The sequence below is a fragment of the Paenibacillus sp. sgz302164 genome, assembly GCF_056120505.1.
Genome location: NZ_JBVYOL010000052.1, coordinates 1 through 23,016, shown reverse-complemented (window position 1 = coordinate 23,016; position 23,016 = coordinate 1). Strand labels below are relative to the sequence as shown.

19 protein-coding genes and 4 pseudogenes are annotated in these 23,016 nt (G+C 42.1%); 11 read left to right on the top strand and 12 right to left on the bottom strand.

What is annotated here, in order from left to right:
• Nucleotides 1-435 precede the first annotated feature (435 nt).
• The 3 genes from AC0LWT_RS38120 to AC0LWT_RS38110 all read right to left on the bottom strand — a co-directional run bounded on the left by AC0LWT_RS38120 (nucleotide 436) and on the right by AC0LWT_RS38110 (nucleotide 2,534).
• Nucleotides 436-864 carry a MarR family winged helix-turn-helix transcriptional regulator gene (locus tag AC0LWT_RS38120; protein ID WP_474687135.1) on the bottom strand — a complete coding sequence of 143 codons (429 nt, stop codon included), beginning with the start codon at nucleotides 862-864 and terminating at the stop codon, nucleotides 436-438.
• A gap of 346 nt (nucleotides 865-1,210) precedes the next feature.
• Nucleotides 1,211-1,849, bottom strand: coding sequence for an MIP/aquaporin family protein (locus tag AC0LWT_RS38115; RefSeq protein ID WP_474687134.1), 639 nt, complete (start codon nucleotides 1,847-1,849; stop codon nucleotides 1,211-1,213).
• Nucleotides 1,850-2,123: 274 nt separating this feature from the next.
• Nucleotides 2,124-2,534, bottom strand: a complete 411-nt coding sequence (locus AC0LWT_RS38110; RefSeq protein ID WP_474687132.1) for a hypothetical protein — start codon at nucleotides 2,532-2,534, stop codon at nucleotides 2,124-2,126.
• A 1,189-nt stretch (nucleotides 2,535-3,723) separates the two neighbouring features.
• Between AC0LWT_RS38110 and AC0LWT_RS38105 the strand changes: the two genes are divergently transcribed.
• The 10 genes and pseudogenes from AC0LWT_RS38105 (at nucleotide 3,724) to AC0LWT_RS38060 (ending at nucleotide 14,875) form a co-directional block, all read left to right on the top strand.
• Nucleotides 3,724-6,705 (top strand): Tn3 family transposase, encoded by a 2,982-nt coding sequence (locus AC0LWT_RS38105; protein WP_474687130.1) that lies wholly within the window; start codon nucleotides 3,724-3,726, stop codon nucleotides 6,703-6,705.
• Nucleotides 6,702-7,409 carry a tyrosine-type recombinase/integrase gene (locus AC0LWT_RS38100; RefSeq protein WP_474687128.1) on the top strand — a complete coding sequence of 236 codons (708 nt, stop codon included), beginning with the start codon at nucleotides 6,702-6,704 and terminating at the stop codon, nucleotides 7,407-7,409. The genes AC0LWT_RS38105 and AC0LWT_RS38100 overlap by 4 nt, the downstream gene beginning before the upstream one ends.
• Nucleotides 7,410-7,888: 479 nt before the next feature.
• A pseudogene (locus tag AC0LWT_RS38095) lies at nucleotides 7,889-8,071 on the top strand (cytochrome d ubiquinol oxidase subunit II); the annotation flags it as partial.
• Nucleotides 8,072-8,288: 217 nt separating this feature from the next.
• Nucleotides 8,289-9,857 carry a spore germination protein gene (locus tag AC0LWT_RS38090; RefSeq protein ID WP_474687126.1) on the top strand — a complete coding sequence of 523 codons (1,569 nt, stop codon included), beginning with the start codon at nucleotides 8,289-8,291 and terminating at the stop codon, nucleotides 9,855-9,857.
• The gene (locus AC0LWT_RS38085) at nucleotides 9,854-11,029 is read left to right on the top strand and encodes a Ger(x)C family spore germination protein (protein WP_474687125.1); all 1,176 of its coding nucleotides are present in this window, start codon (nucleotides 9,854-9,856) and stop codon (nucleotides 11,027-11,029) included. Before AC0LWT_RS38090 ends, AC0LWT_RS38085 begins: the two co-directional genes overlap by 4 nt.
• 251 nt (nucleotides 11,030-11,280) lie before the next feature.
• Nucleotides 11,281-12,378 (top strand): GerAB/ArcD/ProY family transporter, encoded by a 1,098-nt coding sequence (locus tag AC0LWT_RS38080; RefSeq protein ID WP_474687123.1) that lies wholly within the window; start codon nucleotides 11,281-11,283, stop codon nucleotides 12,376-12,378.
• 411 nt (nucleotides 12,379-12,789) lie between these two features.
• Entirely contained in the window at nucleotides 12,790-12,969 is a 180-nt protein-coding gene (locus tag AC0LWT_RS38075) for a hypothetical protein (protein WP_474687122.1), read from the top strand.
• Between the two features lie 411 nt (nucleotides 12,970-13,380).
• On the top strand, nucleotides 13,381-14,010 hold the full coding sequence (locus AC0LWT_RS38070; protein WP_474687120.1) for a TetR/AcrR family transcriptional regulator: 630 nt from the start codon (nucleotides 13,381-13,383) through the stop codon (nucleotides 14,008-14,010).
• 14 nt (nucleotides 14,011-14,024) lie between these two features.
• Entirely contained in the window at nucleotides 14,025-14,426 is a 402-nt protein-coding gene (locus AC0LWT_RS38065; RefSeq protein ID WP_474687118.1) for a DoxX family protein, read from the top strand.
• 32 nt (nucleotides 14,427-14,458) lie between these two features.
• On the top strand, nucleotides 14,459-14,875 hold the full coding sequence (locus AC0LWT_RS38060) for a VOC family protein (RefSeq protein ID WP_474687116.1): 417 nt from the start codon (nucleotides 14,459-14,461) through the stop codon (nucleotides 14,873-14,875).
• Nucleotides 14,876-15,439: 564 nt separating this feature from the next.
• Here the strand turns inward: AC0LWT_RS38060 and AC0LWT_RS38055 are convergent.
• From AC0LWT_RS38055 to AC0LWT_RS38030, 6 genes and pseudogenes are all read right to left on the bottom strand, one after another.
• Nucleotides 15,440-15,889: a VOC family protein gene (locus AC0LWT_RS38055; RefSeq protein ID WP_474687114.1), complete on the bottom strand. Its 450-nt coding sequence runs from the start codon at nucleotides 15,887-15,889 to the stop codon at nucleotides 15,440-15,442.
• Nucleotides 15,890-16,002: 113 nt separating this feature from the next.
• On the bottom strand, nucleotides 16,003-16,401 hold the full coding sequence (locus AC0LWT_RS38050) for a hypothetical protein (RefSeq protein WP_474687112.1): 399 nt from the start codon (nucleotides 16,399-16,401) through the stop codon (nucleotides 16,003-16,005).
• Between the two features lie 17 nt (nucleotides 16,402-16,418).
• Entirely contained in the window at nucleotides 16,419-16,805 is a 387-nt protein-coding gene (locus AC0LWT_RS38045; RefSeq protein WP_474687111.1) for a DUF6262 family protein, read from the bottom strand.
• Nucleotides 16,795-18,759, bottom strand: coding sequence for a site-specific integrase (locus AC0LWT_RS38040; protein ID WP_474687109.1), 1,965 nt, complete (start codon nucleotides 18,757-18,759; stop codon nucleotides 16,795-16,797). The genes AC0LWT_RS38045 and AC0LWT_RS38040 overlap by 11 nt, the downstream gene beginning before the upstream one ends.
• Nucleotides 18,756-19,887 (bottom strand): annotated as a pseudogene (locus AC0LWT_RS38035) (tyrosine-type recombinase/integrase). The gene AC0LWT_RS38040 and the pseudogene AC0LWT_RS38035 overlap by 4 nt, the downstream one beginning before the upstream one ends.
• A gap of 171 nt (nucleotides 19,888-20,058) precedes the next feature.
• Nucleotides 20,059-20,289 (bottom strand): annotated as a pseudogene (locus AC0LWT_RS38030) (Tn3 family transposase); the annotation flags it as partial.
• A gap of 43 nt (nucleotides 20,290-20,332) precedes the next feature.
• On the opposite strand from AC0LWT_RS38030, the pseudogene AC0LWT_RS38025 reads away from it, so the two are divergent.
• A pseudogene (locus AC0LWT_RS38025) lies at nucleotides 20,333-20,890 on the top strand (Tn3 family transposase); the annotation flags it as partial.
• Between the two features lies 1 nt (nucleotide 20,891).
• Here AC0LWT_RS38025 and AC0LWT_RS38020 read toward each other — a convergent pair.
• Genes AC0LWT_RS38020 through AC0LWT_RS38010 form a run of 3 tightly spaced genes read right to left on the bottom strand, consistent with a single transcriptional unit; the run spans nucleotide 20,892 to nucleotide 22,871 of the window.
• Entirely contained in the window at nucleotides 20,892-21,257 is a 366-nt protein-coding gene (locus AC0LWT_RS38020; RefSeq protein ID WP_474687108.1) for a YolD-like family protein, read from the bottom strand.
• Nucleotides 21,254-22,495 carry a DNA polymerase IV gene (locus tag AC0LWT_RS38015; protein ID WP_474687106.1) on the bottom strand — a complete coding sequence of 414 codons (1,242 nt, stop codon included), beginning with the start codon at nucleotides 22,493-22,495 and terminating at the stop codon, nucleotides 21,254-21,256. The genes AC0LWT_RS38020 and AC0LWT_RS38015 overlap by 4 nt, the downstream gene beginning before the upstream one ends.
• Nucleotides 22,485-22,871, bottom strand: a complete 387-nt coding sequence (locus AC0LWT_RS38010; protein WP_474687105.1) for a YhjD family protein — start codon at nucleotides 22,869-22,871, stop codon at nucleotides 22,485-22,487. Before AC0LWT_RS38010 ends, AC0LWT_RS38015 begins: the two co-directional genes overlap by 11 nt.
• Nucleotides 22,872-23,016: the final 145 nt, after the last annotated feature.

Genomic DNA, 23,016 nt, shown 5'->3' with positions numbered 1-23,016 from the left:
CATTCAGATATGAAGTTAGGTCTCTTTAGAAACCCCCTAGTTTTGTTGTTCATTTCTGAGCAGGTTGTCTAGGAACAACGCGCACGGGTAGTACCAGCGTAGCTGTCACTATGGGCAATGTAATCCATCTTCTATCAGGAAATTTAGAAAAAAATTTCCACCCCCAGTATATATTTTTGCCTAATGTACCAAATCAATCATGAGTGAACAAGGTGTCTTTCTTTCGCAATCCTCATGATCAAATCAAAAAGAGTAATCCACCCTCGCAATGAAGGGTGGATTACTCTTTGCGGGATGAGCTTAACAGCAGTCGCCCAATCATGCTGCTGTAGAAGCGATTACAAACTCGCTTTGGTATGTCAAACGCTCCGTGATGCCCCGCCGCCGATAGACAATTAGTCGCTTGTGGGTTGTTATGGACCGCTGTACCGTGAATCATTTTCGCCGGGTCAACTTCACGATCTCCGACAAATGTTCGAGCATAGATGCATATCGGTCTTCACCCAGATCATTTAGAACTCTAGCCTGCGCCTGCTCATATAATGGAATTGCGAGGGTAAGGAGTTCCTTGCCTTGGGATGTAATCGCAACAAGTCGGCTTCTGCGATCCTTTCCTTCCGTAATCGAGACTAAACCCCGCCTTTCCAGCGGTTGGAGATCCCGCGACAGCGTGGTCCTATTCAGCATAAGAAAATCGGATAGTTCCGTAATCGTGGAAGGTGAATCAGCCGTGTCAATCGTCATAAGCAACGTATACTGTGTAGCCCGAATACCAGCCGGTCTTAAATATTCATCATACAAGCCCGTAATGGAACGGGAAGCCTCTCGCACATTCCAGCAAGCGCAATCTGCCAAACCGGCCATCGCTGATAACCCTTTCGTCGAACCTTTTTCATTCGTAATTATAAGCATATACACATATTAGTTCGTCGTCAATAGCGGTTCTTGGATTCCTGTCGTTGTTCTTGTATTTCTCAATATTGATCAAAACTTTCTAGTTGCACCTGTTCACCAATTTTATTAATGCTTATGAAGTTCATGTAAGGGGTTCTTAGCTCTTTCAAATTTCAAGTTTACCTATGGACATAACCGCTCAGTTCGTAGCCTAGATTGTCCCTAGTTTCACGGCAGAATGGTGCGTCGCTTCAGCCGTCTCCTTCATACAGTCCCATTCCGAATCCGATTCATGGATCCACGGGAGGATTAACAGCTATTCGTGTAAGAATCGATAAATATAAGCTGCTAGCAACGCGCCAATGACGGTAGCGACGATGTAAACCCACAAATACTCGAACGTTCCTGAGACAAGGGCCGGCGCCAGTGATCGCGCGGGATTCATCGAAGCGCCGCAGATTGGTCCAGCAAACATAGCCTCTAAGCCGACAACTCCACCGATAGCAACTCCGGCAAACTCCTTCACTGCTTTTCCATGAACCGCAGACCCAAGAATGACCAACATGAGAGCAAAAGTAAGAATCAATTCCAACATAAAGGATTGCTCCCATGATCCTCTTGGAAGCGTCGTTCCAAGATGAGCTACGTTCCCGAACAGTCCAAGCAGAACAGAGCTTGCCAGGACCGCACCGGCTACTTGTGAACCGACATACCTAACTGCCGTTTTTGCATCGATGTCGCTGCGTATCCAGAAAGCTACGGTAACTGCAGGATTAAAGTGAGCACCGGAAATATGACCGAATGCATAAATAATAACCATCACAACAAGGCCAAATGTTAAAGCCACACCGATGTGTGTAAGACTACCAGTCAAGCTGTTGATCACAACCGCGCCCGTCCCGGCAAACACCAACATAAACGTGCCGATAAACTCTGCCAAAAGTTCTTTTCGCATACTCGACAATCCCCCCCACCTTTGTAACTTTTATTCTTAGAAAGACTACTTTCTGCAACAAATCGACTAGTGACACCTAATCGAACTACACCTGTTGCGATAGTATGTGATCCAATGCGGCCAAGATTGCGCCCTCAAAACCGGATGCGAAACGTTCCGAAACTTGGACAACCTCAATCGATTGTTAATTGTAGCGGCACCCGATTCTTACTTAACGACACTTCCAAGAACTTTATCCTTGTCAGAAATCGCTCGCGGCGCCTTCTCCTTAGCCTTACGAAATCGCTGCGCCCAACTGATCGTTGGTCAACGCCTGACCGCCAATCCCCCAGGCCCCATCGACCGCGTGAACAACATTGATCCAGATACGCTCTTTAGGCAACTTACCACCTGACATTTCGTGAATAATATTTGTCGCTTCCTCGAAATACCCTTGTTGAATTTCCCTGGTATTGAATGCGATCGACGGCGTTTTCCATTCAATAAAAGCGACAGGCCCTTCTTTCGATCCAGAGAACGTATGTCCTTTCGAAATCAAGTGAATGGAACCTACAATGTTCGGCGTCATGACCTTGTCACCACTGAGACCATGCCATTTCAGCATTGCATCACTGAGACGTGCGAACGCTTGCTTCTCGGTTCCTTGAGGCAAAACACCTTCTGATAGAGTGAGTGTAAGAGGCATAAATATCTTTTCTCCTTTATATTTAGCATAGTTAGTTAGCCCTAGTTGAGCTTATCGTGCAGTCGATACGAAGCCTGACAAGGAATTTACTGTCGTTGAACAGCTATGGTTACTGCCACCGTCTACCCTAGCTTCGTTGTGCGGGATGGTGTCACGCTACCAACCGTTCCCCTCAACTTCCTAGCACCGACATACGTCGGTCTTCGCTTAGGAATCCTCCGTGCTCTTTTATTCGATAATCCGCCATTTTCACGCAATCAAAATGGCTAAATATGTTTCGTAATCGTTTCGCTATCCGGTTTTCAAGGAACAATCGTGAATCCTAATGAATCCGCTTGGCAACGTCTTAAATCCAAGGCCATCGGCGCTGAAGGGTCACTGTCGTGTTCGGAATAGACATGTATAGTTCCCCTTCGTCATTATCACTAAACCTATACTCATTGATTGAGACGGTATCGTGGCCTAACCTAGCCAGGCCAGAATCGCTTCCATCGCCAACAAAAGGATTATATTTACTATGTGTATATACACGCAATAGGTGCAAACTAAATCGTTATGTTCTCTTTCTATTATTGAGGTTTCAATATCCGCCTCACCGTTACCATCCGATATTCTTACCTTTTCACAAAGCATCTCCTTACATAAAGCAATATTTCCTCCTATTTTTCTCTCTCATTCATTAGTTTTCAGGAATAGATCCTGTATTCATCCAGTTTACCGTCCTGGATGTATCATGTCCTCCTATTTGCGTGTATATACACGTTTTTTTTGCTAAAATAAAAAAAATCTGATTGTCGATTCGCTTCCTCGTTCAATATAAGTATATACACGTATTTTGATCGCGTCAAGCGATGATTTTTGAGTTCATCAAGGTTTACTTGGACAGAATCCGTGCATCGGAAATTATGACTATTCGCTCTACCGCATGGGTAGTGTAATTCTATAAAAATCAGACAAGGAAATCAAAAGTAAGTGGATAAATATGTAAATACCTTGTTACGAACTTCTGTTCCATTGCTACTCGAACCCTAATTCCTAATCATATGAAGTTCCGAATAAGTTTTCGTAAACAGAACTTAGTTGTATTTCATTCGTTTGTTGTCTATTAAACTATGCTCAGATATACTGAATTTAAAAGATAAATTCCGATACTGGTGTTTTTAGGAACTTTAATTTTGGGGTGATATCCGTGAAGCGCAGCTGGGAGTTAGAAGAACTCATTGAGCATTTTACGTTACTACCGAATGAAAAGAAATTAGTTGGTAATAAAACTGGAGAAACTCGTATTGGGTTTTCTGTACTGCTTAAATTTTTTCAATATGAAGCCAGATTTCCTCAACAAAAATACGAGGTTCCTAAAGCTGTTATTTCTTATATCGCCAAACAAATCGATGTACTTCCTGAGCTTTATTCGCAGTATGACTGGAATGGCCGAATGATTAAGTATCATCGTGCTCAGATTCGGGAATTCTTCGGTTTCCGAGAAGCAACCGTTAAAGATGCTGATGATATGGCCGAGTGGCTTTGTGAACACGTACTTTATCACGATCACGACGCTAAGCATATTGAAGCCTACGTGTATAGCCGATTTAGAGAACAGCAAATTGAACCTCCCACGGTAGATCGAATAGAAAGGCTTATTCGTTCTGCAATACGTTCTTATGAGGAACTTTTTTTCGAATCTATTTTTCAAAAGTTATCTCCAGTCACGTTAAGACAATTGGATGGTCTGATTGATAGCTTAGATGACATTAAAGAGGATGACTCAGAATTTTCTTTGGATGCTCCATCCAATGGGCAAATAACATTTAACGACTTGAAATCGGATTCGGGTCGTGCCAGCGTTAAAACCATATTTCGTGAGTTTAATAAACTACGTACAATTCGGAATATCGAATTACCGGATCATTTATTTCGAGACATACCTCTAAAGGTAATCAAAAAATACAGACAACGAACCGCTACCGAAGATCTGCGTGAACTAAGACGGCATCCTGATCCTATTCGCTATACACTTCTATCCGCATTTTTTTGGCTGAGAAGCGAAGAAATTACCGATAGTTTGGTCGAGTTGCTTATACAGATCATTCATCAAATTTGGGTACGTGCTGAGAATAGAGTAGATAAAGAAATTCTAAATGACTTAAGGCGTGTTGGTAACAAGTATGGGATATTATTTAACCTGGCTCAGACAGCTATCAACAATCCGGATGGAGTCATTAAAGATGTGCTATATCCTATAGTTAGCGAACAAACGCTAAAGGACTTAGTGAAGGAATTTAAGCACACCGGTCCGGCATACCGCGAAAAAATTCATACCGTCATTAGAAACTCGTACAGCACCCACTACCGGCGAATGGTTCCAGAGCTTCTTAACATGCTAAACTTCCGCTCCAACAATGAGGTTCACCGTCCCGTGATCCGAGCGCTCGAACTCATTAAAATGTACGCTGATACAGGACAGCATTATTTCTCGTTAACGGATGACATTCCGATAGATGGTGTCATTCGTGCTGGGTACAAAGAGATAATTGTTGAAAAGGACGACAAAGGGCAAGAGCGAATCAACCGTATCAACTATGAAATCAGTGCCTTACAAGCACTAAGGGATAAGCTACGCTGCAAAGAAATTTGGGTGGAAGGATCTTATCGCTATCGGAATCCAGAGGAAGATTTACCTCAAGATTTTGAAGAGAGACGCGAAGAAAACTATAAAGCCTTGAATCAGCCGTTGGATGCTGAATCGTTTATTAACAATATCAAGCAAGAGTTGACTCAAGGCTTAGAAAAATTGAATTCAGGGATGCCTAAAAATGAAAAGGTAAAAATTACAACAAAGAAAAATGGGTGGATCGGTCTGTCTCCTCTTGAGCCGCAGCCTGAACCCTTGAACTTATCTAAAATAAAAAGTGAACTCATTCGCCGCTGGCCTATGACGAATTTATTGGACATCTTAAAGGAAGCTGATTTACGTATCCAATTTTCTGGCCAATTTAAAACAGCAGGTGTGAGAGAAACAATCGATCGGTTTACACTTCAAAAGAGGTTAATCTTATGCCTGTACGGGCTGGGAACCAATATGGGACTGAAACGCATTTCTTCTGGCGATCATGGGGAGACGTACAAAGATTTGCTCTATGTGCGCCGTAAATTCATTAACAAAGACAATTTGCGTAATGCAACGTCGGAAATTGTTAATGCGATTTTCCGTTCGAAAATGCAGGATATCTGGGGCGAAGGTACGACTTCATGTGCTTCCGATTCCAAAAAGTTTGGGGCTTGGGATCAGAATCTGATGACAGAGTGGCATATCCGGTACCGTGGCCGCGGCGTCATGATTTACTGGCATGTGGAGAAGAACTCGACGTGCATTTACTCGCAGCTTAAATCGTGTTCATCATCTGAGGTTTCAGCTATGATGGAGGGGTTACTACGGCATTGCACAGATATGAAGTTAGAAAAAAATTATGTGGATACCCATGGGCAAAGTGAAGTAGCTTTTGCTTTTTGTCATCTACTTGGATTTCAGTTAATGCCGAGACTGAAATCAATTGGTTCACAGAAGTTATATCGACCAGAACCGGGAATGACTGATGCTTATTCCAACTTACAGCCGGTACTTACTCGCCCGATTAACTGGGAACTCATCCGACAGCAATATGATCAAATGGTGAAATATGCTACAGCATTACGCTTAGGAACGGCAGAAACAGAAGCGATAATGAAAAGATTTAGTCGTAATAATCAAGTAAAGCATCCTACTTATTTAGCGCTGCAGGAGTTAGGGAAAGCCATAAAGACCATATTTTTATGCGAGTACTTAAATTCAGAAGAAATAAGAAGAGAAATTCACGAAGGTTTAAATGTAGTAGAAAACTGGAATTCCGCAAATAGCTTCATTTTTTGTGGTAAGGGTGGTGAGATCGCTACCAATCGATTAGAGGATCAAGAAATGGCGGTACTATCCCTTCATTTATTACAAAATTGTTTAGTCTATATCAATACTCTGATGCTTCAAAACGTTTTGTCCGATAAAAAGTGGTTTAACTTAATGGCTCCGGAAGATTTTCGAGCGATAACACCTTTAATATATACACATGTGAATCCATACGGCTCCTTTAATTTGAACATGAATGAACGTTTGCTATTGGAAGGTGAATTGTTGGCATGACCGAAAAGAGAATATCGGCAAAAAAGAAGGCGCGGGAACTAGCTAAATATCTTCGAACTGAAAGACCGGATTATGCTTACTTAAAAAGTCTATTCCAACACCTGAGAGCGGAACTTGAAGTTGAAGTACCCAAGGCATCCAAAAAACTGCCGTATGTGCCGACCGAAGATGATTTGAAAAAATATTATGAAGTTGTCTGGAAGTCAAAGAATTTTCAGGACATGATGATCGTAAAGACTTTAATGTATACCGGCGTTCGCGTTAGCGAGTTAATCAATATCAAGCTATCGGACATCGATTTTCATTATTGCCAGATCCGGATTAATAAAGGAAAAGGTAATAAGGATCGGATTGTCCCATTTCCACAGACATTTAAAGAGCTGCTGGCCATGCATGCAGATTCGATGAAAAAAAAACAGGCGGCATACTTGTTTGAATCCTCATGGAAGAAAAAGTACACGGATCGAGGTATTCGCAAAATCTTGGCCAAATACTCGGAAGAAGCAGGGTTAGCACAAAACCTATCACCTCACAAACTCCGTCATTTTCTGTTAACGTGGTTGAAAAAGCAGGGGATCGATGATGCGTTGATTCAGCCTTATTCCGGTCACGAAAGCCGTAAATCATTAGAAGTGTACTCTAAACTCGCGATCACCGATGCACAATTTGAATATAACGAGGTCATTAATAAGTTTCCAATTTAAATAACAGATTATGATGGAAGATGAAAAAAGATGAAGTCTAAGCAAATTACTTTGCCCCTGATGACAGCTTCGCTGGTATTACCCCAATTAGTTCCAGAATTCAAAAACAACATAAAGTATATAACGTGACAGTTGCTACGGCATGTGCAGACTTTAATAAAAGGAATGAAATAAAAACGAGTGAACATGCAGCTGCAGACAAAACTCGAAAGGTCACTGTTTACATATATCATTGTCCTAAAGGGCATCAGCGTTTTGAATTAAATGCTCTGCACGAGAGTCCACTTCCTTATTGTGATAAGTGCAATGTAATACATGGAGAACAAAATCATTTTATGTTTACAAAGAAAGCAAGAATGCCACTTGAAGCAATCGAGAGAAAACAGATACAACTTCAAAAATTTCTACTTCGTGAAAGTTAGAATGATTTTATTAAGAAAGAGTTGGGGGAAGAAGATCCCTGACTCTTTTTTTGGATCTCGCATCTTCCCTATTTGCTTTACCCGTATTTGACGCTTGCCGGCAGTGCGACGAATCCGGTCATGGGACGGGCCTTGGTCGTATCGTTCTTGGCGGGACTCGTCCTGTTGATACCGGCGCTTGTGCTGCTGCTGAGATTATTTCTGTTTAATGCCCAGTATGTGAAGGGAGAAGCGTCATGAATGTTTTCGACCGACAGGATAAATGGCTGATGCGGTTTTGTTTCGGGATCGCGGTTTTGCTTTTGTTTTCTGCCATACGGTATGTGCTTTAAGAAAAAACCGGCAACTATCTTAATTTGCGGCTTTGTATGTTAATCTCCGATCAGCTTTGTATGTTTAAATAAGGGGGTAAATGATAAGACTAAATCATAATCACTCCACTTATCGAGGTACCCTTATGTTCCTATTTCAACGTTTCGGAAAAAAGCAGGAGAAAAAACTTCTTACTCAAGTTAAAATCGAGCCTGTTGTGACGGGGAACCAACTTGACGAACGAATGGAATGGTTTCATAAACAATTGGATCGGTGCTTCGATGTTGTTTTTTACCCTTTTACCGTTTGTCAATTTGAAAAGTGTGCGGTTATTTACATAGACGGGATGATCGATCGGGGTTTATTTCAAGAACATGTATTGGATCCGATGATGGATCCCGCGTTTGCCGAGTCAAAAGCCGATTTGATCCATAAAGTATTAGATACAAAGAAACTGTCCGTTTCGTCCTGCATCTTAATTACCGACCTGACCGAAGCTGTCAATAAAATTCTTGAGGGTCAAATTCTGATGTTATTAGATGCGGAAGACCGAATGGTCGTATTTCCCTTCACTTCGTACGAAAAACGAGCTATCAGCGAGTCAAAGAACGAAATTGTGATTCTTGGACCTCAAGAAGCCTTTATCGAGGACCTAAAAACGAATATTACCTTGATTCGCAGACGAATTAAAAGTCCGGCGCTAAAGATGGAAAATCTTCAATTAGGAACACACACGAAGACGGATGTCGTCATTGCATATATGGAAGGGACTTGTAAGCCAGAATTAGTTGACGAAGCTAAAAAAAGAATTTCGCGAATCGTGATTGATGGTGTGCTGGGAAACAGCTATATAGAAGAATTCATTGAAGATAATCCATACTCCCCTTTCCCGCAAGTACAAAATACGGAGCGACCGGATGTTGCAGCAGCAGCTCTGCTGGAAGGAAGGGTAACGATCTTGACCAACGGGACTCCAATAGCAATGATCGCGCCCGTTACATTCTGGATGTTTCTCCAATCCGCAGAAGACTATAACCAACGTTTTTTTTCAGCATCATGGACTCGGTGGGTTCGCTATATCTTTTTACTCATTTCCATGTTCTTTCCATCATTATATGTAGCGCTTACCACCTATCATCCTGAAATGATTCCGACCAACTTATTGATCAGTTTGGCCGCTGCCCGGGAACCGGTTCCTTTTCCGGCGATCATTGAAGCTTTCCTCATGGAGATTATTTTTGAAGCTTTGCGTGAAGCAAGCATTCGAATCCCGACTTCCCTTGGTCAGGCTGTAGCCGTCCTCGGAGCGTTGGTCATCGGAGAAGCGGCTGTTCGAGCAGGGCTCGTTTCTGCCCCCATGGTGATTATTGTTTCTTTGACGGGGGTTGCGTCTTTTGTTGTACCTAATTATAATTTTGGCCTTACGCTGCGGTTATTGCGATTTCCAATCATGTTCTTAGCGGGTAGCTTTGGTCTGTTTGGTCTGACGGTTGCGATCTTCCTGGTATTGTTGCATCTTGTTTCCCTGAGGTCTTTCGGTACCCATTACTTTTCACCATTAGCCCCCTTTGTTTTTGGCAACCTGAAAGATGTAGTCGTAAGAGCGCCATGGTGGTTCATGAATAATCGCCCCGAACTGTACGGTAGAAGGGACTCCAAACGTTTATCTTCTCGCGAAGCATGGCATATTCCAGGGGAGGAAGATGGTGATTGAGTTTGTTATCTATTCGTCATCTATGGTTTGGAGCGAGCCTAACTTTTCTTCTCCTCGCAGTACTGACAGGTTGTTGGTCACGGATCGAAATCAATGATCGCGCTTTGGTCATCGGAATATTTGTAGATAAGACGGAGGACAATGAAATCGAATTGACCGTTGGTTTCCCTCTGCCTAATCGGATCAGCGGACAATCAGGAGGAGGAGGAGGTGGTGGTGGTGGTGGTGCAGGAAAAGGAGGAGGGGAGCCTTATACCGCACTAAGTGCTAAAGGTCAAAACATCGCAGATGCATACCGAAATATTCAATCCAGTCTATCCCGGAAAGTCTTTTGGGGACATGTAAAAGTCATCGTGGTCGGTAAAGAGTTTGCCGAAGAAGGAATACAGCCCCTTGTAGAGTTTATTGAGCGCAACTCCATGCCCATTAAAACCTATTTGCTGGTGGCATCCGGCAAGGCAAAAGATATTTCGGAATTCCCTTCTAACTTCGAACGCTTTCCGTCCGAAATTTTTCGGGACTTTGCCCATCAACGGGTTACAATTGATTCAAACGTAAGGGATTTCCTGCGGGCTGACGATTACAGTGGAGATATGATCACGGGAATAGTCGAAAGAAAAAAATCAAGTGAGAGAGGTGTACATATTGGGACGGATGGAGCCGCGCTATTTAAAGAGGGGAAAATGGTAGGAATGTTAAACGAACAAGAAATGCGCGGGGCTCTGTGGATATTAGATCGAATGAAGGAGGCTATTATTACCTTTCCGTCTCCTACAGATAAGAAGCTCATTAGTTTATTCGTTCTTCGAACGAAAACAAGTATTAAGCCGGTCATTAAACAAGATCAGCTTGTTTTTAAAGCGGAGGTTACACCGGAAAGTAAAATCCAATCGTCCGATTCCAATATCGATATCTCGGATCGGAGGATGATCCTTCAATTGGAGAAAATCTTGGCATCTGAAATTGAAAACCGAATGAAAAGCGCTTTCCAAAAATCGAAACAAAAGGGGACTGATGCGTTCCAAATGGGCGCTTATCTAGAATGGCATTATCCGAAAAAATGGAAAGAATTAAAACCCGATTGGCATCACATCTATCAAGAAAAAGTAAGCTTGGACATTCAAGTCAAGCCTCGGATAAAAAGCACCGGCAATGAGCAAAAAATTAGGTGAATAACAGCTAAAGGATACCTCGGGTGATCACATGCTTATTCTTATTGTAGTTTTTACGTTGTTGGCTATTTTTGAATGGAGCTATTTAACAAAGCGGAAACGAAAACGGAGAACATTTATTATTGTGTACTGCGTGTTGGGATTAGCTTTGCTGTATAACCTTTCACTCCTTCTATTCGATCATGTTTTGAATCCCAATTATCTCATTAAGTACGTGTTTAAACTAACGTAGAAGGAGGTGGTATGACGCCATGGAACGAGTATCCCAAGGACAGGTGATTATGTTTTTCACTCTTTTTCTTTATTCAGGCCTTGCTGCTAATTTGATAAGTCCTCTTACAGCGACCACTCGATATGACGCATGGCTTGCTTTTTGTTTCGGAGGGTTAGGTGGATTAGCGATTGCGTTTATTTCCGTTTCACTTGCCAAAAAAAGACCAAAAGAATTTTTTGCTGCTTACGGAAAAGAAATTGTGGGAAAATGGCTCCATCTTCTATTCATGATTCTTTTCATTTTTTACTTTCTTCACCGCGCAGCGATTGTATTATACTTTACTCAAAATATTGTGGTTGATGTCTATTTACCCGGAACACCGAGCTGGGCAGTTTCCAGCCTGGTTGGAATATGCGTCGCGATTGCCGTTCGTTCAGGAATTGAATCCATTTTTCGCATGGCCCAATTTCTTTTTTTGATTACTACATTTCCAATCTATGCATTTGGGCTCACACCTTTCTATGTAGGATTAGATGTTTACCATAAGACGGCAATCGCTTTTTTGACCAATCATGATTTAAAAGCATTATTCTCCGGGATCTACGAGTGCACGCCGTGGTACGGTGATATGTTTATGATCCTTTTCTTTTTTCCGCAAATAGCAAAATCTAATAAAACGATGCGTTCCCTAACTTGGAGCACAATAATTGGCACATTTTTTATTTTAATGTATCTAATACCAATAATATTAATATTTGGCCCCGCGCTAACAGGGCATTTGGCCTATCCTGTATATGAAATTATCCGCTTTTTTCGCACCGCTGATTTCATCGAGACGATTGATCCTTTTGTAGCGGTCCTTTATATACCCATTGTAGTTATTAAAATATGCCTCCTTTTGTACGTGTCTGTACATAGTTTCAGCCAAATTGTATCTCTAAAAGATCATAGGCCGTTTTCTTTCTCGATGGCGGCTATAATGGTTGGATTCTCCGTCTATATGGCAGAAAATATAACGGAGTTCCAAAATTTCATGAAACATGTATGGACAAGCTATGCGTTGTTGATCCAGTGTATCCCGATATTTTATTTAATTATCGTTTGGATACGTTCCAGAAGACTTGAACGATTGTAAGCATGCGCACCCTTAGCGTGTTTATCCGATGGAGTCCCCAAATGAGTGCTCATCAGGATATTATTGATCGTAGCTCGATTAAGCGAAATACTCCTAGGGAGATAAAGGAAGCTGTATTCTACGCAATGGCGCGCAACAATGCCCTTAACAACTTTCTATTGATAGCTGATCCAATACCAGTGAGATTACAGGACAATGTAATGATTAACGAAGAATTTAATTGTTGTTTTTGCATGAAACTATCCTCCTGTATGATTCTAGTAGACGTCTCTGGATGGTGCAAGGGCGCAAAATAATATTGAATTTGTGTACTTGGTGTGATTTGATCAGAGCATGAACCGCTTTGAAAATTGCGTCCTTTTAAAACCCAGTAACGTCTATATAAGTAAGACTTGTTGAAGGGGAATTTTTATGGAGATTGAATCGATTTGGAAAACCTTTTATAGGCCGTTGCATCAGTTCGTCTTGAAGCGGACCGGTAACGAATTTGCAGCAGATGACATTTTGCAAAACGTGTTTATTAACATATACAACTATCTCGGCTCATTGAAAAACAGCCAGGGGTACCGCCAACAAACCGCGTTTATCTAAACTCCAAGAGTGGAAGTCCTGATTAGACAAGGGCTTCCACTTTGTTTATATGTATTCAATGTAAAATGTCAACGAATTTCCTCAAAGAGTGAGTATCGGAACAATACGATTGCAATCAGTATATCGAAGCAGCAAATTTTAGACAATACGAGTCTCATAATTCCCAATGTTCCTTTTACAAAAAGACATTCGGAACATTGATTTTTAGAGGAATGAGGGGTTAACTGTTTAATGTAGAATATTACCATAATGAGAGCAAATTAACTTAACTCGAATATTTGCTCAAAATCTAAACGAGTTATGATTATCGGTGGGTTTACTGTGCTATTGACGGGAGGATAAAAATGGAATACAATAATGACAGTCATCACTGACAGACATTTCATGTATTCTACAGAAAGGGAGTTGATCATGCATCAAACTAAGCAGGGGAGCGCGGAGAAATTGTTACGGGCCGCGATCGACCTAATTTCGGAGAGAGGCTACCATGGCGTCACGACACAGGAAATCGCCACATCTGCCGACTTAAGCGAAAAGACGCTTTTTCGACATTTCGGAAGCAAGCAAAATTTACTGGAAACCGCCCTTGAACGTTTTCAGTATGCCGAAGAGATGCGAGTGCTCTTCAACGAGCAGATTGTGTGGGAGTTAGAATTCGACCTATTGGCTATCAGCAAAAAATATCATGAAATCATGAACCGAGACCGAAAGCTAATTCTGATCGCCTTAAAAGATGAGGTTCATATCCCCGGCTTTAAAGAACGTCGACTGCAGCATCCTCGCCAACTGCTGACGTTTCTGACAGATTACTTCATTACGATGAGCGAGCAAGGGAAAATTGCTTGTTCGAACCCCACCATGCAGGCATTTACGTTCATGATGGCCCAATATGGCGCGTTTATTAACAATTTGGAATCTAGGGTGAACTATCCTGATATCGATCTTGAACAATTCATTCAAGAGAACGTGAAGATATTCGTCAGGTCCCTAATGGTATATGGCAGCAACCCTGTCACTACCCCACTAGAAGAATCCCCTTAAGGAGTGTTTTACTTATGAAATGGGTTGTACGCATTCTGCAGGGTCTAATTGCATTGGACTTTTTGTTTGCTGGGGCTTCGAAAATCTTTTCCACTGCCGACCAAATCAGGGAATTTTTCACTGACAAAATTGGTACGCCGGTCGCATTGATTTACACAGTTGGCGTTTTTGAAATTTTGGCCGCACTGATTCTTATAGCCGGCTACCGTAGCCAGAAAGCGGTAGCTTCATCGTTAGCGATCATGATCGTCATCCTGATCGGAGCGACTCTAACGAATCTCGCCGCAGGCCACGTGACGGATGCAGCTGTTCCTTTATTGATTTTAGTATTTGCGGCCGTCCTCTTTTACCTGAAGCGTGACGCACTCAAGAGCTTACGGTTTATAATCCGCAGGAACATCAATACTTCCAAGTAATGACGATAAAAAATATAATGAGGTGACCAAAGATGGCATACAAATCGACTCACACTTTTGTAAACTTGCCTGTTAAAGATTTAAATCGGACAAAGGAATTTTTCAGCAGCATCGGCTTCGAGTTCAACCCCCAGTTCTCCGACGAAAACTCAGCCTGCCTTGTAGTAAACGACAATACGTTCGTTCAGTTGCTTACGGAGTCGTATTTCCGGACGTTCATTACCAAGCCTATAGCAAATGTCGCCAGCGCTGCTGCAGGAATTATTGCGCTATCTGCTGACAGTAGAGAACATGTAGACGAACTGGCTAACAAGGCGCTTGCCGCGGGAGGGAAGGAAAGCAAAGCGCCGGCGGATCATGGCTTCATGTATGTTAGAAGCTTCGAGGACTTGGACGGACATCTCTGGGAAATTGCCTTCTTTGACGCAAGCGCCTATTCTCAGGCTTAAGGTTCATACTTGATATCGGAAAACGATAGCACAATAAAAGCAGCGACAATCCTAGGATTTTCTGGCTCCTAGATTGTCACTGCTTTTTTTATCAAGATCCTCTATTTTTTAAATGTTCGTTCGTTTCATATTGAGAAAGAAAAATCCAGGCTAGCCGAAATTCAGGGCTTAGCGTATATTTTCCGCGTTAAAATGTTGGCGTCTAACGGATACAACTGTTCAATCTCCAACTAAGACTAGACTGCCGATCAATGTCGGCAGCCTAGCTCTGTCTTTGGCCATTGACGTAAACAACCCGATACGATAAATAAATAAATATAGTTTTATTCCTTAGTTTGCTCGTAGTGTAATATTTATCCATCTACTTTGCCCCTGGCTGTCATTATCTAAACGAGCGTGAGAAAACCCCTTGAAACATAAGGCTCTGCACTTTGTTCACATGTATTCAATGTATTTTTGTCGTAGCTTCGCAAAAAACAGACCAAAACTGGAACAACACAGTCTTGGCCTGCTTTTTTCTGTCATTCCACTATCGTATCCGTTAGCGTAACAGTTACTGATTTATTACTTGAGCTGCTCGCTCAATCCGACGATGATGCCTTCGGGACCGCGGATGTAGGCGAGTCGATTCGTGTCCCCGTATTGCACCACTTCGCCGACCAGTTCGGCGCCATAGGCAATCAGGCGCGCGACCACGTCATCGATGTCATCAACGGCGAACATGATGCGGCGGATCCCGAGTTCGTTCACCTGAGCCTTCTCCGGCCCAGTTCTGATCGCATCCGGCGTGTGGAACTTGTCCAGCTCGATCCGTCCGTGGCCGTCAGGAGTGCGCATAAACACGAGGGTAGCACGGACGTTCTGAAGGCCAATGAGACGATCTACGGAGGAGCCCTCGACGGTCGTTTCGCCCTCAAACTGGAATCCGAGTTGGAGAAAGAAGGCTTTAACTGCTTCGAGATCGTTAACGACGATAAGGACGTTATCCATTCGTAGTAATTTATTTTTTGTCATAGTTTTATCTCCTTGTTCATAATTTATCTAGTTTAAACATCCTAAATATAACATTTCCAGCGTCCGTTGAGCATAACTGCCAGTTAGCTTAACGATCCAGAGCATTCATTTACTTAGGGCAGATCAGCCTTTAATCCGTTAGCTTCCTCAGCGGTAAGGAATTCTTGTTTATTAACTGGAAGACCCTGTACGAGTTCATCCAAGGTTTCAACAATACCTTGAATTTCATCCTGAATCTCCACATTAGGGCGGTTTTCTACCAGTATTTTAAGGAAATCTACGAATTGACCACCGCCTTGACCCTCGTAAAAGGCATCTACAACATCGAATAGCTCGTCGGATAGTAGATTTATTTCTTCATCGGTACAAGACTCCAGGAAGGCCGTTGTATCGTTCATATCTCTCGTTAGCGCGTAGCTAATATGCCATGAGTCATCCTGAAAACGCGGATCGGTATAATGTAGACGCTTTTTTCGTTGAATCATCCATTTTACTTTTTCGGAGTCAAGCATGATCTAGGCTCTCCATTCTAAAATTTATCGTAGATTATCCCGCGCAGCTTCATTAATTCATCCTTCAGATGTTTGTTTTCAGTCTCAAGTTCTTTTATCCGCTTGTTTTTAGCAGCTATGAGAACATCCTTGCTTGCTTCAGTCATTTCACGTTTCACTTGCTTAGCAGAGAGGAGACCTTCTTGCTGTTTACGCAGCGTTTCTATTCGATCGCGAATCTCCGAATGATTATAAAGATAGGCTTTAGAGGCGCCGGACTCTGTGGAAACGCTATTGAAGTTTATCTTGCCTTGTTGCTTAATAAGTCGTTGGATTGCCTCATCGACCTTTACCGCGGCGGATAGCTTCTTTTGCTGGGCATATTGACGTACACCTTCTGTGTTTCTCGTATGTTTACCGGGCATGGACTCGTTCCTCCTCGGTATACTCACGGCCTTTCTTTCCGGCAAGATGGTGTGTTTTACCTGTCTTTAGAGCCTCTAAGATCGGTTCTAGGCGTTCAAGCAAGGCCTGGTTCTTTTCTACCCATACTAATCGACCAAGACGATTACCGCGCTCAATAATGGATTTCGTCTCGTGTATCTCGTGTTCGAATTGCGGAATGAATTCCGGTGTCGTACAAAAATTCCGACATGACAGGCAGGGATTAGCTTGAGTCGGGCAGGGTTGTTTAATGGGCTTCATGCAATACCCCAGTTCCATCTTCACAGCATCCAAATTGTATCGAATATACTCCCATTCAATAACATCTTCATTCTCAATTTCGGTTAAATCAATTTTTGTCGGTTTTCTATTGACAGGGTCGATCCTAAAGATGCCTAATTTCGTAGCTTCTTCCCAGGATTTTCGCATTGAAGTATCGAGTATTTTGGCATACCTTAATGTCATTTCCGGAGAAGCATGAGCCATCCATTTTTGCACGTGTAATAAATTCATGCCGTTGTTTATCAATTCAATACCTTTGGTATGACGGAAAGCATGGTTTTTTAAATGGAACACGTTACCTTGATCATCTAAAATGTTTTGCTCATGGACAAATCTGTTTAAGCTTCTCCGTACGTCATAGTAATTATAAGGCCTACCTTTTCTTACGCCTTCGAGCTGAACAAATAAGTATTTCTTTGGATTGTTACTCTCATGGCTTAGGTCTTTTACGGTTTCAATCACGGTTCGAATCACTGCGGCCACTTCTTCTGTTATAGGCACACGATGATTCAAGACTTGCGTTTTTGTAATATCACCTTTCAAATACCATCCTTGGCTCGTGTATTCTAAACAGTTTTCATATTTAAGATTGAGAATATCTGAAATCCTCCAGCCGGTTGCCCGAAGCAATATAATAACTGGTATGAACTTAGGGGGCTTCAGGTATTCTAATCTTTCCTCAATTTGTTGGATCACTCCCTCAGGGATATATTTAATATCAGTTTCTGTACGATTTCTGGGCCGGGGAAAGTCTTCTTTAAATAATAATAGATTGACTGGAAGCTTAGGGGCACCAACGTATTGAAGCCTCTCTATGTTTTCCAAAAAGACTTTCAGGGTAATAACATGCGCTCTTTTGGTCGTTATTTTATCTTTTAATTCCTGGTTGTGCCATGCTAAAAAGTCTTCAATATCTATCCTGGCTAAGTCTTGTAAAGTATTCCACGAGGGATGTCTGTTATGTAGAAAAGTCAGAAAAAGCTTAATGGCTGTCAGATCAAGGCAGCATTGTCCGATGGATAATCGACTAATTCTAAACTTCAGATACCGTTTAGCCAAATCTTGAAAAGGCTTGGGAACATCTTTGAAATTCAATATTTGCCTCGATTCATGGTCAGCATATCTGGCACTAGGAATATTTCTGACATCCCAAACCTCTTTTTCAAATTCCGTTCTTGTATCATAGTAGCTTTGGTAAAACAAATACAATCGGTTTAACAAGTTCTCGTAATTAGAGAGTTTTCTTCTTCCGTAAATAAGAATGCTGAGTCCATTTTCGCTGAGATAGGAACGCAGCTGCATCAATGCTTTATTAATTTCTAAATCAGCAAAACTACGGAGATTCGGAATATGTTTTGCTAAAAAATCAGATAGTCGTTTAAAGGATCCGCCATAATTGTGTATAGCTGAGGCTAATTGAAGTTCACCGTTTTGAACACGGTTAATTATGAAGAATTTCACTTCATTTTTTAGCATGGGGGAGAAGTAAGAAAAATTCATGTTATGGTGTGAGTTTCCCTTGGCGGCTTTTTTAAAGTTGTTGAAGATCGGATCGTTTGTATCCCAAATATCATTTTCCCAGTATCCCGAAAGGTATTTGTTTAGCTCGTCAACCTTACTTTCGCTAATGGGGGTAATAACAGATAGTCTCATGTCTTATCAATATCCCTTTTGTTCTTGATGAGTTTCATGTTCTCTTGAGCTTTTTCCCAGTCTTTTCTAATGTCTTCATCCGAAGGGTGAATATACATCTGCATTGTAGTTTGAATATGAGCGTGTCCAGCACGTTTCATTAAATGTTCGTCCCGCCAACCTGCTTTTCTAAGTTCCGTTAGCGACGTGTGGCGCAACATATGCGGCGTAATATGGACCGATGTTTTCTTGCGTAAGCGCTGAAATAAGGAGTCTACGTCCGCGTACTCCAATGGCTTTCCTTTGTTTTCTCCGGACAATTTGATGAACACATGATTTGTATCCACATGCTCGGTATGAAATTCAGCAACATAGTCCAAGTACAGATTCATTAAATCCGGAGAAACATCAATACTGCGTGGACTACATACCGTCTTGATTTCAGCGAAGTTGGAAAGTTCGCCGCGATCGCGGATATGTATCTTTCGGGCATCGATCTCGAAGTCTTCAAGCCACAACGCTAACGCTTCTCCGATCCGCATCGAGCTTTCCCATAGCAACTGAATCAAATACTGATCTCTCACATTTTCACACGCATTAAGCAGTATTGCGATATGTTCTTTCGAAATGGTCTTTGGTTTTTGCTTAGGTACTTTGAGTTTAAGGATATGGGTAGTGAAGGCTTTATCCTTATTAATGTGGTACAGAAAATCCTTAAAGCCTCTGCGTGAACCCGACATTTGTTTTTTGACTCGTTCGGCTAATTGAATGCTGTAATCTTCATGTCTCATGAGATAATCATAAAAACCGATTACCGTATTGATGATGATATTGACGGTCTTCGCTTTTCGAATCGGCTCATTCGATTGAATGGGGGATACCTTAGCGTGTTTATAAGGATTCTGTAGCCAGCGCATGAACTCGGCTAACTCGTCTAAACCGATTTCTCGATAATCTTTCTGCACTTGATCAAGGTATTCAAAAAATAGCTTCAAGTGGAAACAGAATGACCGTAAAGTATTCCGGGCTGCACCACTGTTATCTTTGAATTTCAAATACTGTAGAACCGGCTGTACGGGTTCATCATTCGGATTCATCAGCATATACCGTTTTTTTACCATCTTTTGTCTCAAGACTGACAACCCTCATTAAACCACTCCTGTTGTTTTCCTTGATACTTTTAAAACAAAACCTTCCCTCCCGCGCCTTCGCTTGGACTACGTCCTCAACCTTATTAATATACTATAAATACTATAAAATCCAATAGAGATATAGCATCAATAAAGTAATAAAAATAATGAGTGACGATACATAGAATACTGTAAAGTCACTCATTATGTCGAGTAGAGATAACCGCGTTTTGTTGGCGCTCCCCCCTGTACCGTAATGCGGATTCGCATCGGCATGAAGTGCGGCCACCCCAATCTGAACACACATTCCGTCCGATGAGGACGTGGTACCATCACCCCAATAAGAAGGCAGCGACAATTTATGGTGATAATTGACGAGAACAGCCTGCGCTTTGTTCATGGTATCTTCATAAAGTCGCCAAACTGGAGAAACTGCTGCGCGGCCAAATCAATACAAAGATCATCGGGAAGGAACGGTTTCGGCTTCGCTGATTATGGGAAAACTCGGATCTTATGCTCGTCAAAACCGTTTAGCAACCGCACTCCGGGAAATGGGATGCATCTAGAAAACCACCTTCATCTTAGACTATATTTCAAGTGAAGCGCTGTGGCGGAAGATCAATCGGTTTTTACAAAAGAGAAGCGATGAACGCATTGGCCGAGCAATCTTTTTGGCAAACACGGCGAACTGCGTGAACGTGATCTGCAAGATCAGCTCCAACGGGCCCGCGCATTGAACATCCTCATCAATGCAATCAATGTATGGAATACCGTTTATTTAACACAAGCAGCGGAATATAGAAAAAGTAATAACGCAATTGAAAGTAATAACGCAATTGAATGAAGAATTGTTGAAGCATATTTCCCCTCTTGGCTGGGAGCACATTAATTTCTTAGGCGAATATAAATTTGATCTAAAACGAATCGCAGTTCTGAAAGGGATACGGCCTCTTAAACAACTTTCAAATCTAGATCTAATTTTACAAAATTCGAGAAATATTTACTGGAATTATTTAATTTAGATCAGCATTCTTTGGTACTATCCCAATCATTGTTACAGGATATGATTTTTATGATATCAGCCAAATGGATCCATCCAGAATCATAGTTATAGACTAATTTAACGGCTTCACGTTGTCGATCAACTTGCACCACAATGCCGGTAACTTCTTTTTCGTCGTACTCCTCGAACAATATCAATGTAATACTGGCCTTGAATTGCATCGATTCGGCCAGACAGTGAAAAATGTACTCCATTTCTTGCTCATCCAATTGGGGTCGTGTTTTTTTATTCAATGCCTGTTGGTGTACGAGGTAAGCCTCCTTATGCTCGGGCAGCATCATTCTGGATGATTCGAACAGTCCGTTACCCTCAAGTTTTTTACTCATTTATAATGCCCCCCGATTTTTTGTGCTCGATCCCGAGCTTGACCGTGTTCTCTTAAGGAGGATGCTCGCATAATAGAAGCATTCCCATACTTTTCTTTAATTTGATCCGTCGTTTTTTCTAGCTTTAATTTCTTTTCTCTGTCATCGAATAAAACAAGCTGATATTCCTGATCGCTTACAAGTTGACTTAATGTAACGCCTATTCTTCGAATAGGGAGTCCATCCCAATGCTGCTTAAACAAAGCTGCCGCTGTTTTGAAGACCTCATTCGTGAGATTCGTCGGATCAGGCAGCTTCATTTGCCTGTAAAAGCCAGTTGGTCGATCAAAATCCGCTCCCTGAGAGCCAACAGATACAACCCAGCCCATGTAGCCTTTTGCGCGGCAACGTTGGCAAACCAGTTCTGACATCTCTAAGAGGGGAACCATGATTTGATCGAGGGTTCGATAATCAACTGGAAGCGTCATTTGGTGGCCAATCGCTTTCTGTCGGTCATGCGTACCGGGACTTACCGGTGAATTGTCTACTCCGTTAGCTATAAGCCATAGCACTTCGCCGTTAATGCCCCATTTAAATTTAAGTTTGGCTAACGGAATTTGAGCTAATTGACCAATCGTATAAATCCCCATCTTTTCTAGATGAAATCTCATTCGGGAGCCGATCATGAACATCTGATTGACCGGTAGCGGCCAGAGTGTCGAGTGCAACTCGTCGATGTTCATTTGGAAGATTCCTGATTCGTTTCGCTTGGCAAAGTTATCGCAAGCCATTTTGGAAAGCACTTTGTTTTCACTGATCCCGATACGTACATATACCCCCAGTTCCTTCATAACTTTGAGTTGAATGCTTTGGGCAATGCTGATCGGATCGCCAAAAAGCCCCAAGCTTCCGGTAATATCGAGATGCTGCTCGTCAATACTGTATGGCTCCACCAAATCGGTATATGACTGAAAAATCTCCGTAATTTTTAACGACACTCGGATATATTCTTGCATCCGTGGGCGGATGACTACCAAATTGGGGCACTTTGCAAGTGCTTCTCCTAGCCGCTCCGCCGTAGTAACACCATATTGTTTCGCAAGAGGGCAGGCCGCAAGAATGATACCAGAACGGCGAGCAGGATCACTGGCCACGACCAAAGGCTGGTCTCTGTATTCCGGATGAGCTGCTTTTTCGACGCTTGCATAGAAGGATTGACAGTCCGCCAACATCACAATTCGCTTTTTTTTAGGTTTCATGTGAAATGCTCCTCACATCGATGTCTAGATACATGCTCAATTTCACATACAACTCGGCTTTGACGAGACCCCACAGCATAGAAAAATGCCGATGGTAGCCCCTGCATAAATAGCGGATTTCTATACGCAATTTGGTACGCTGCTGTTCATATATTTTAATCCCGCGTCCCCGGAGCCTAGTTCGAACGGACACCAAGTCAGCAGTAATTAGGTTTTGAATGTGACGTAATTTTCTTACATAGATTACAAACATTTTTAACGGAGTTGTCTTCAAAGCAGAAATATCTCCTTCCAGAACATCGAGAAGGAGGACTAACAGAATGAAATCTTTCACCAGTTCAAGGTCTTCTTCCGTTTCCATGGGTGCTGGCTTCATCTGATCCTTCTCCTTTTGAGCATAATTGGGTTGGCTTATGCCCATTTTTATTTATGCACACTTACTATGCTTTTTAGAAATCCTATCTGCACGGCAGATTGCAGAGTATTTTTCATTATGCACATATATTTTTTTGTAGATATTC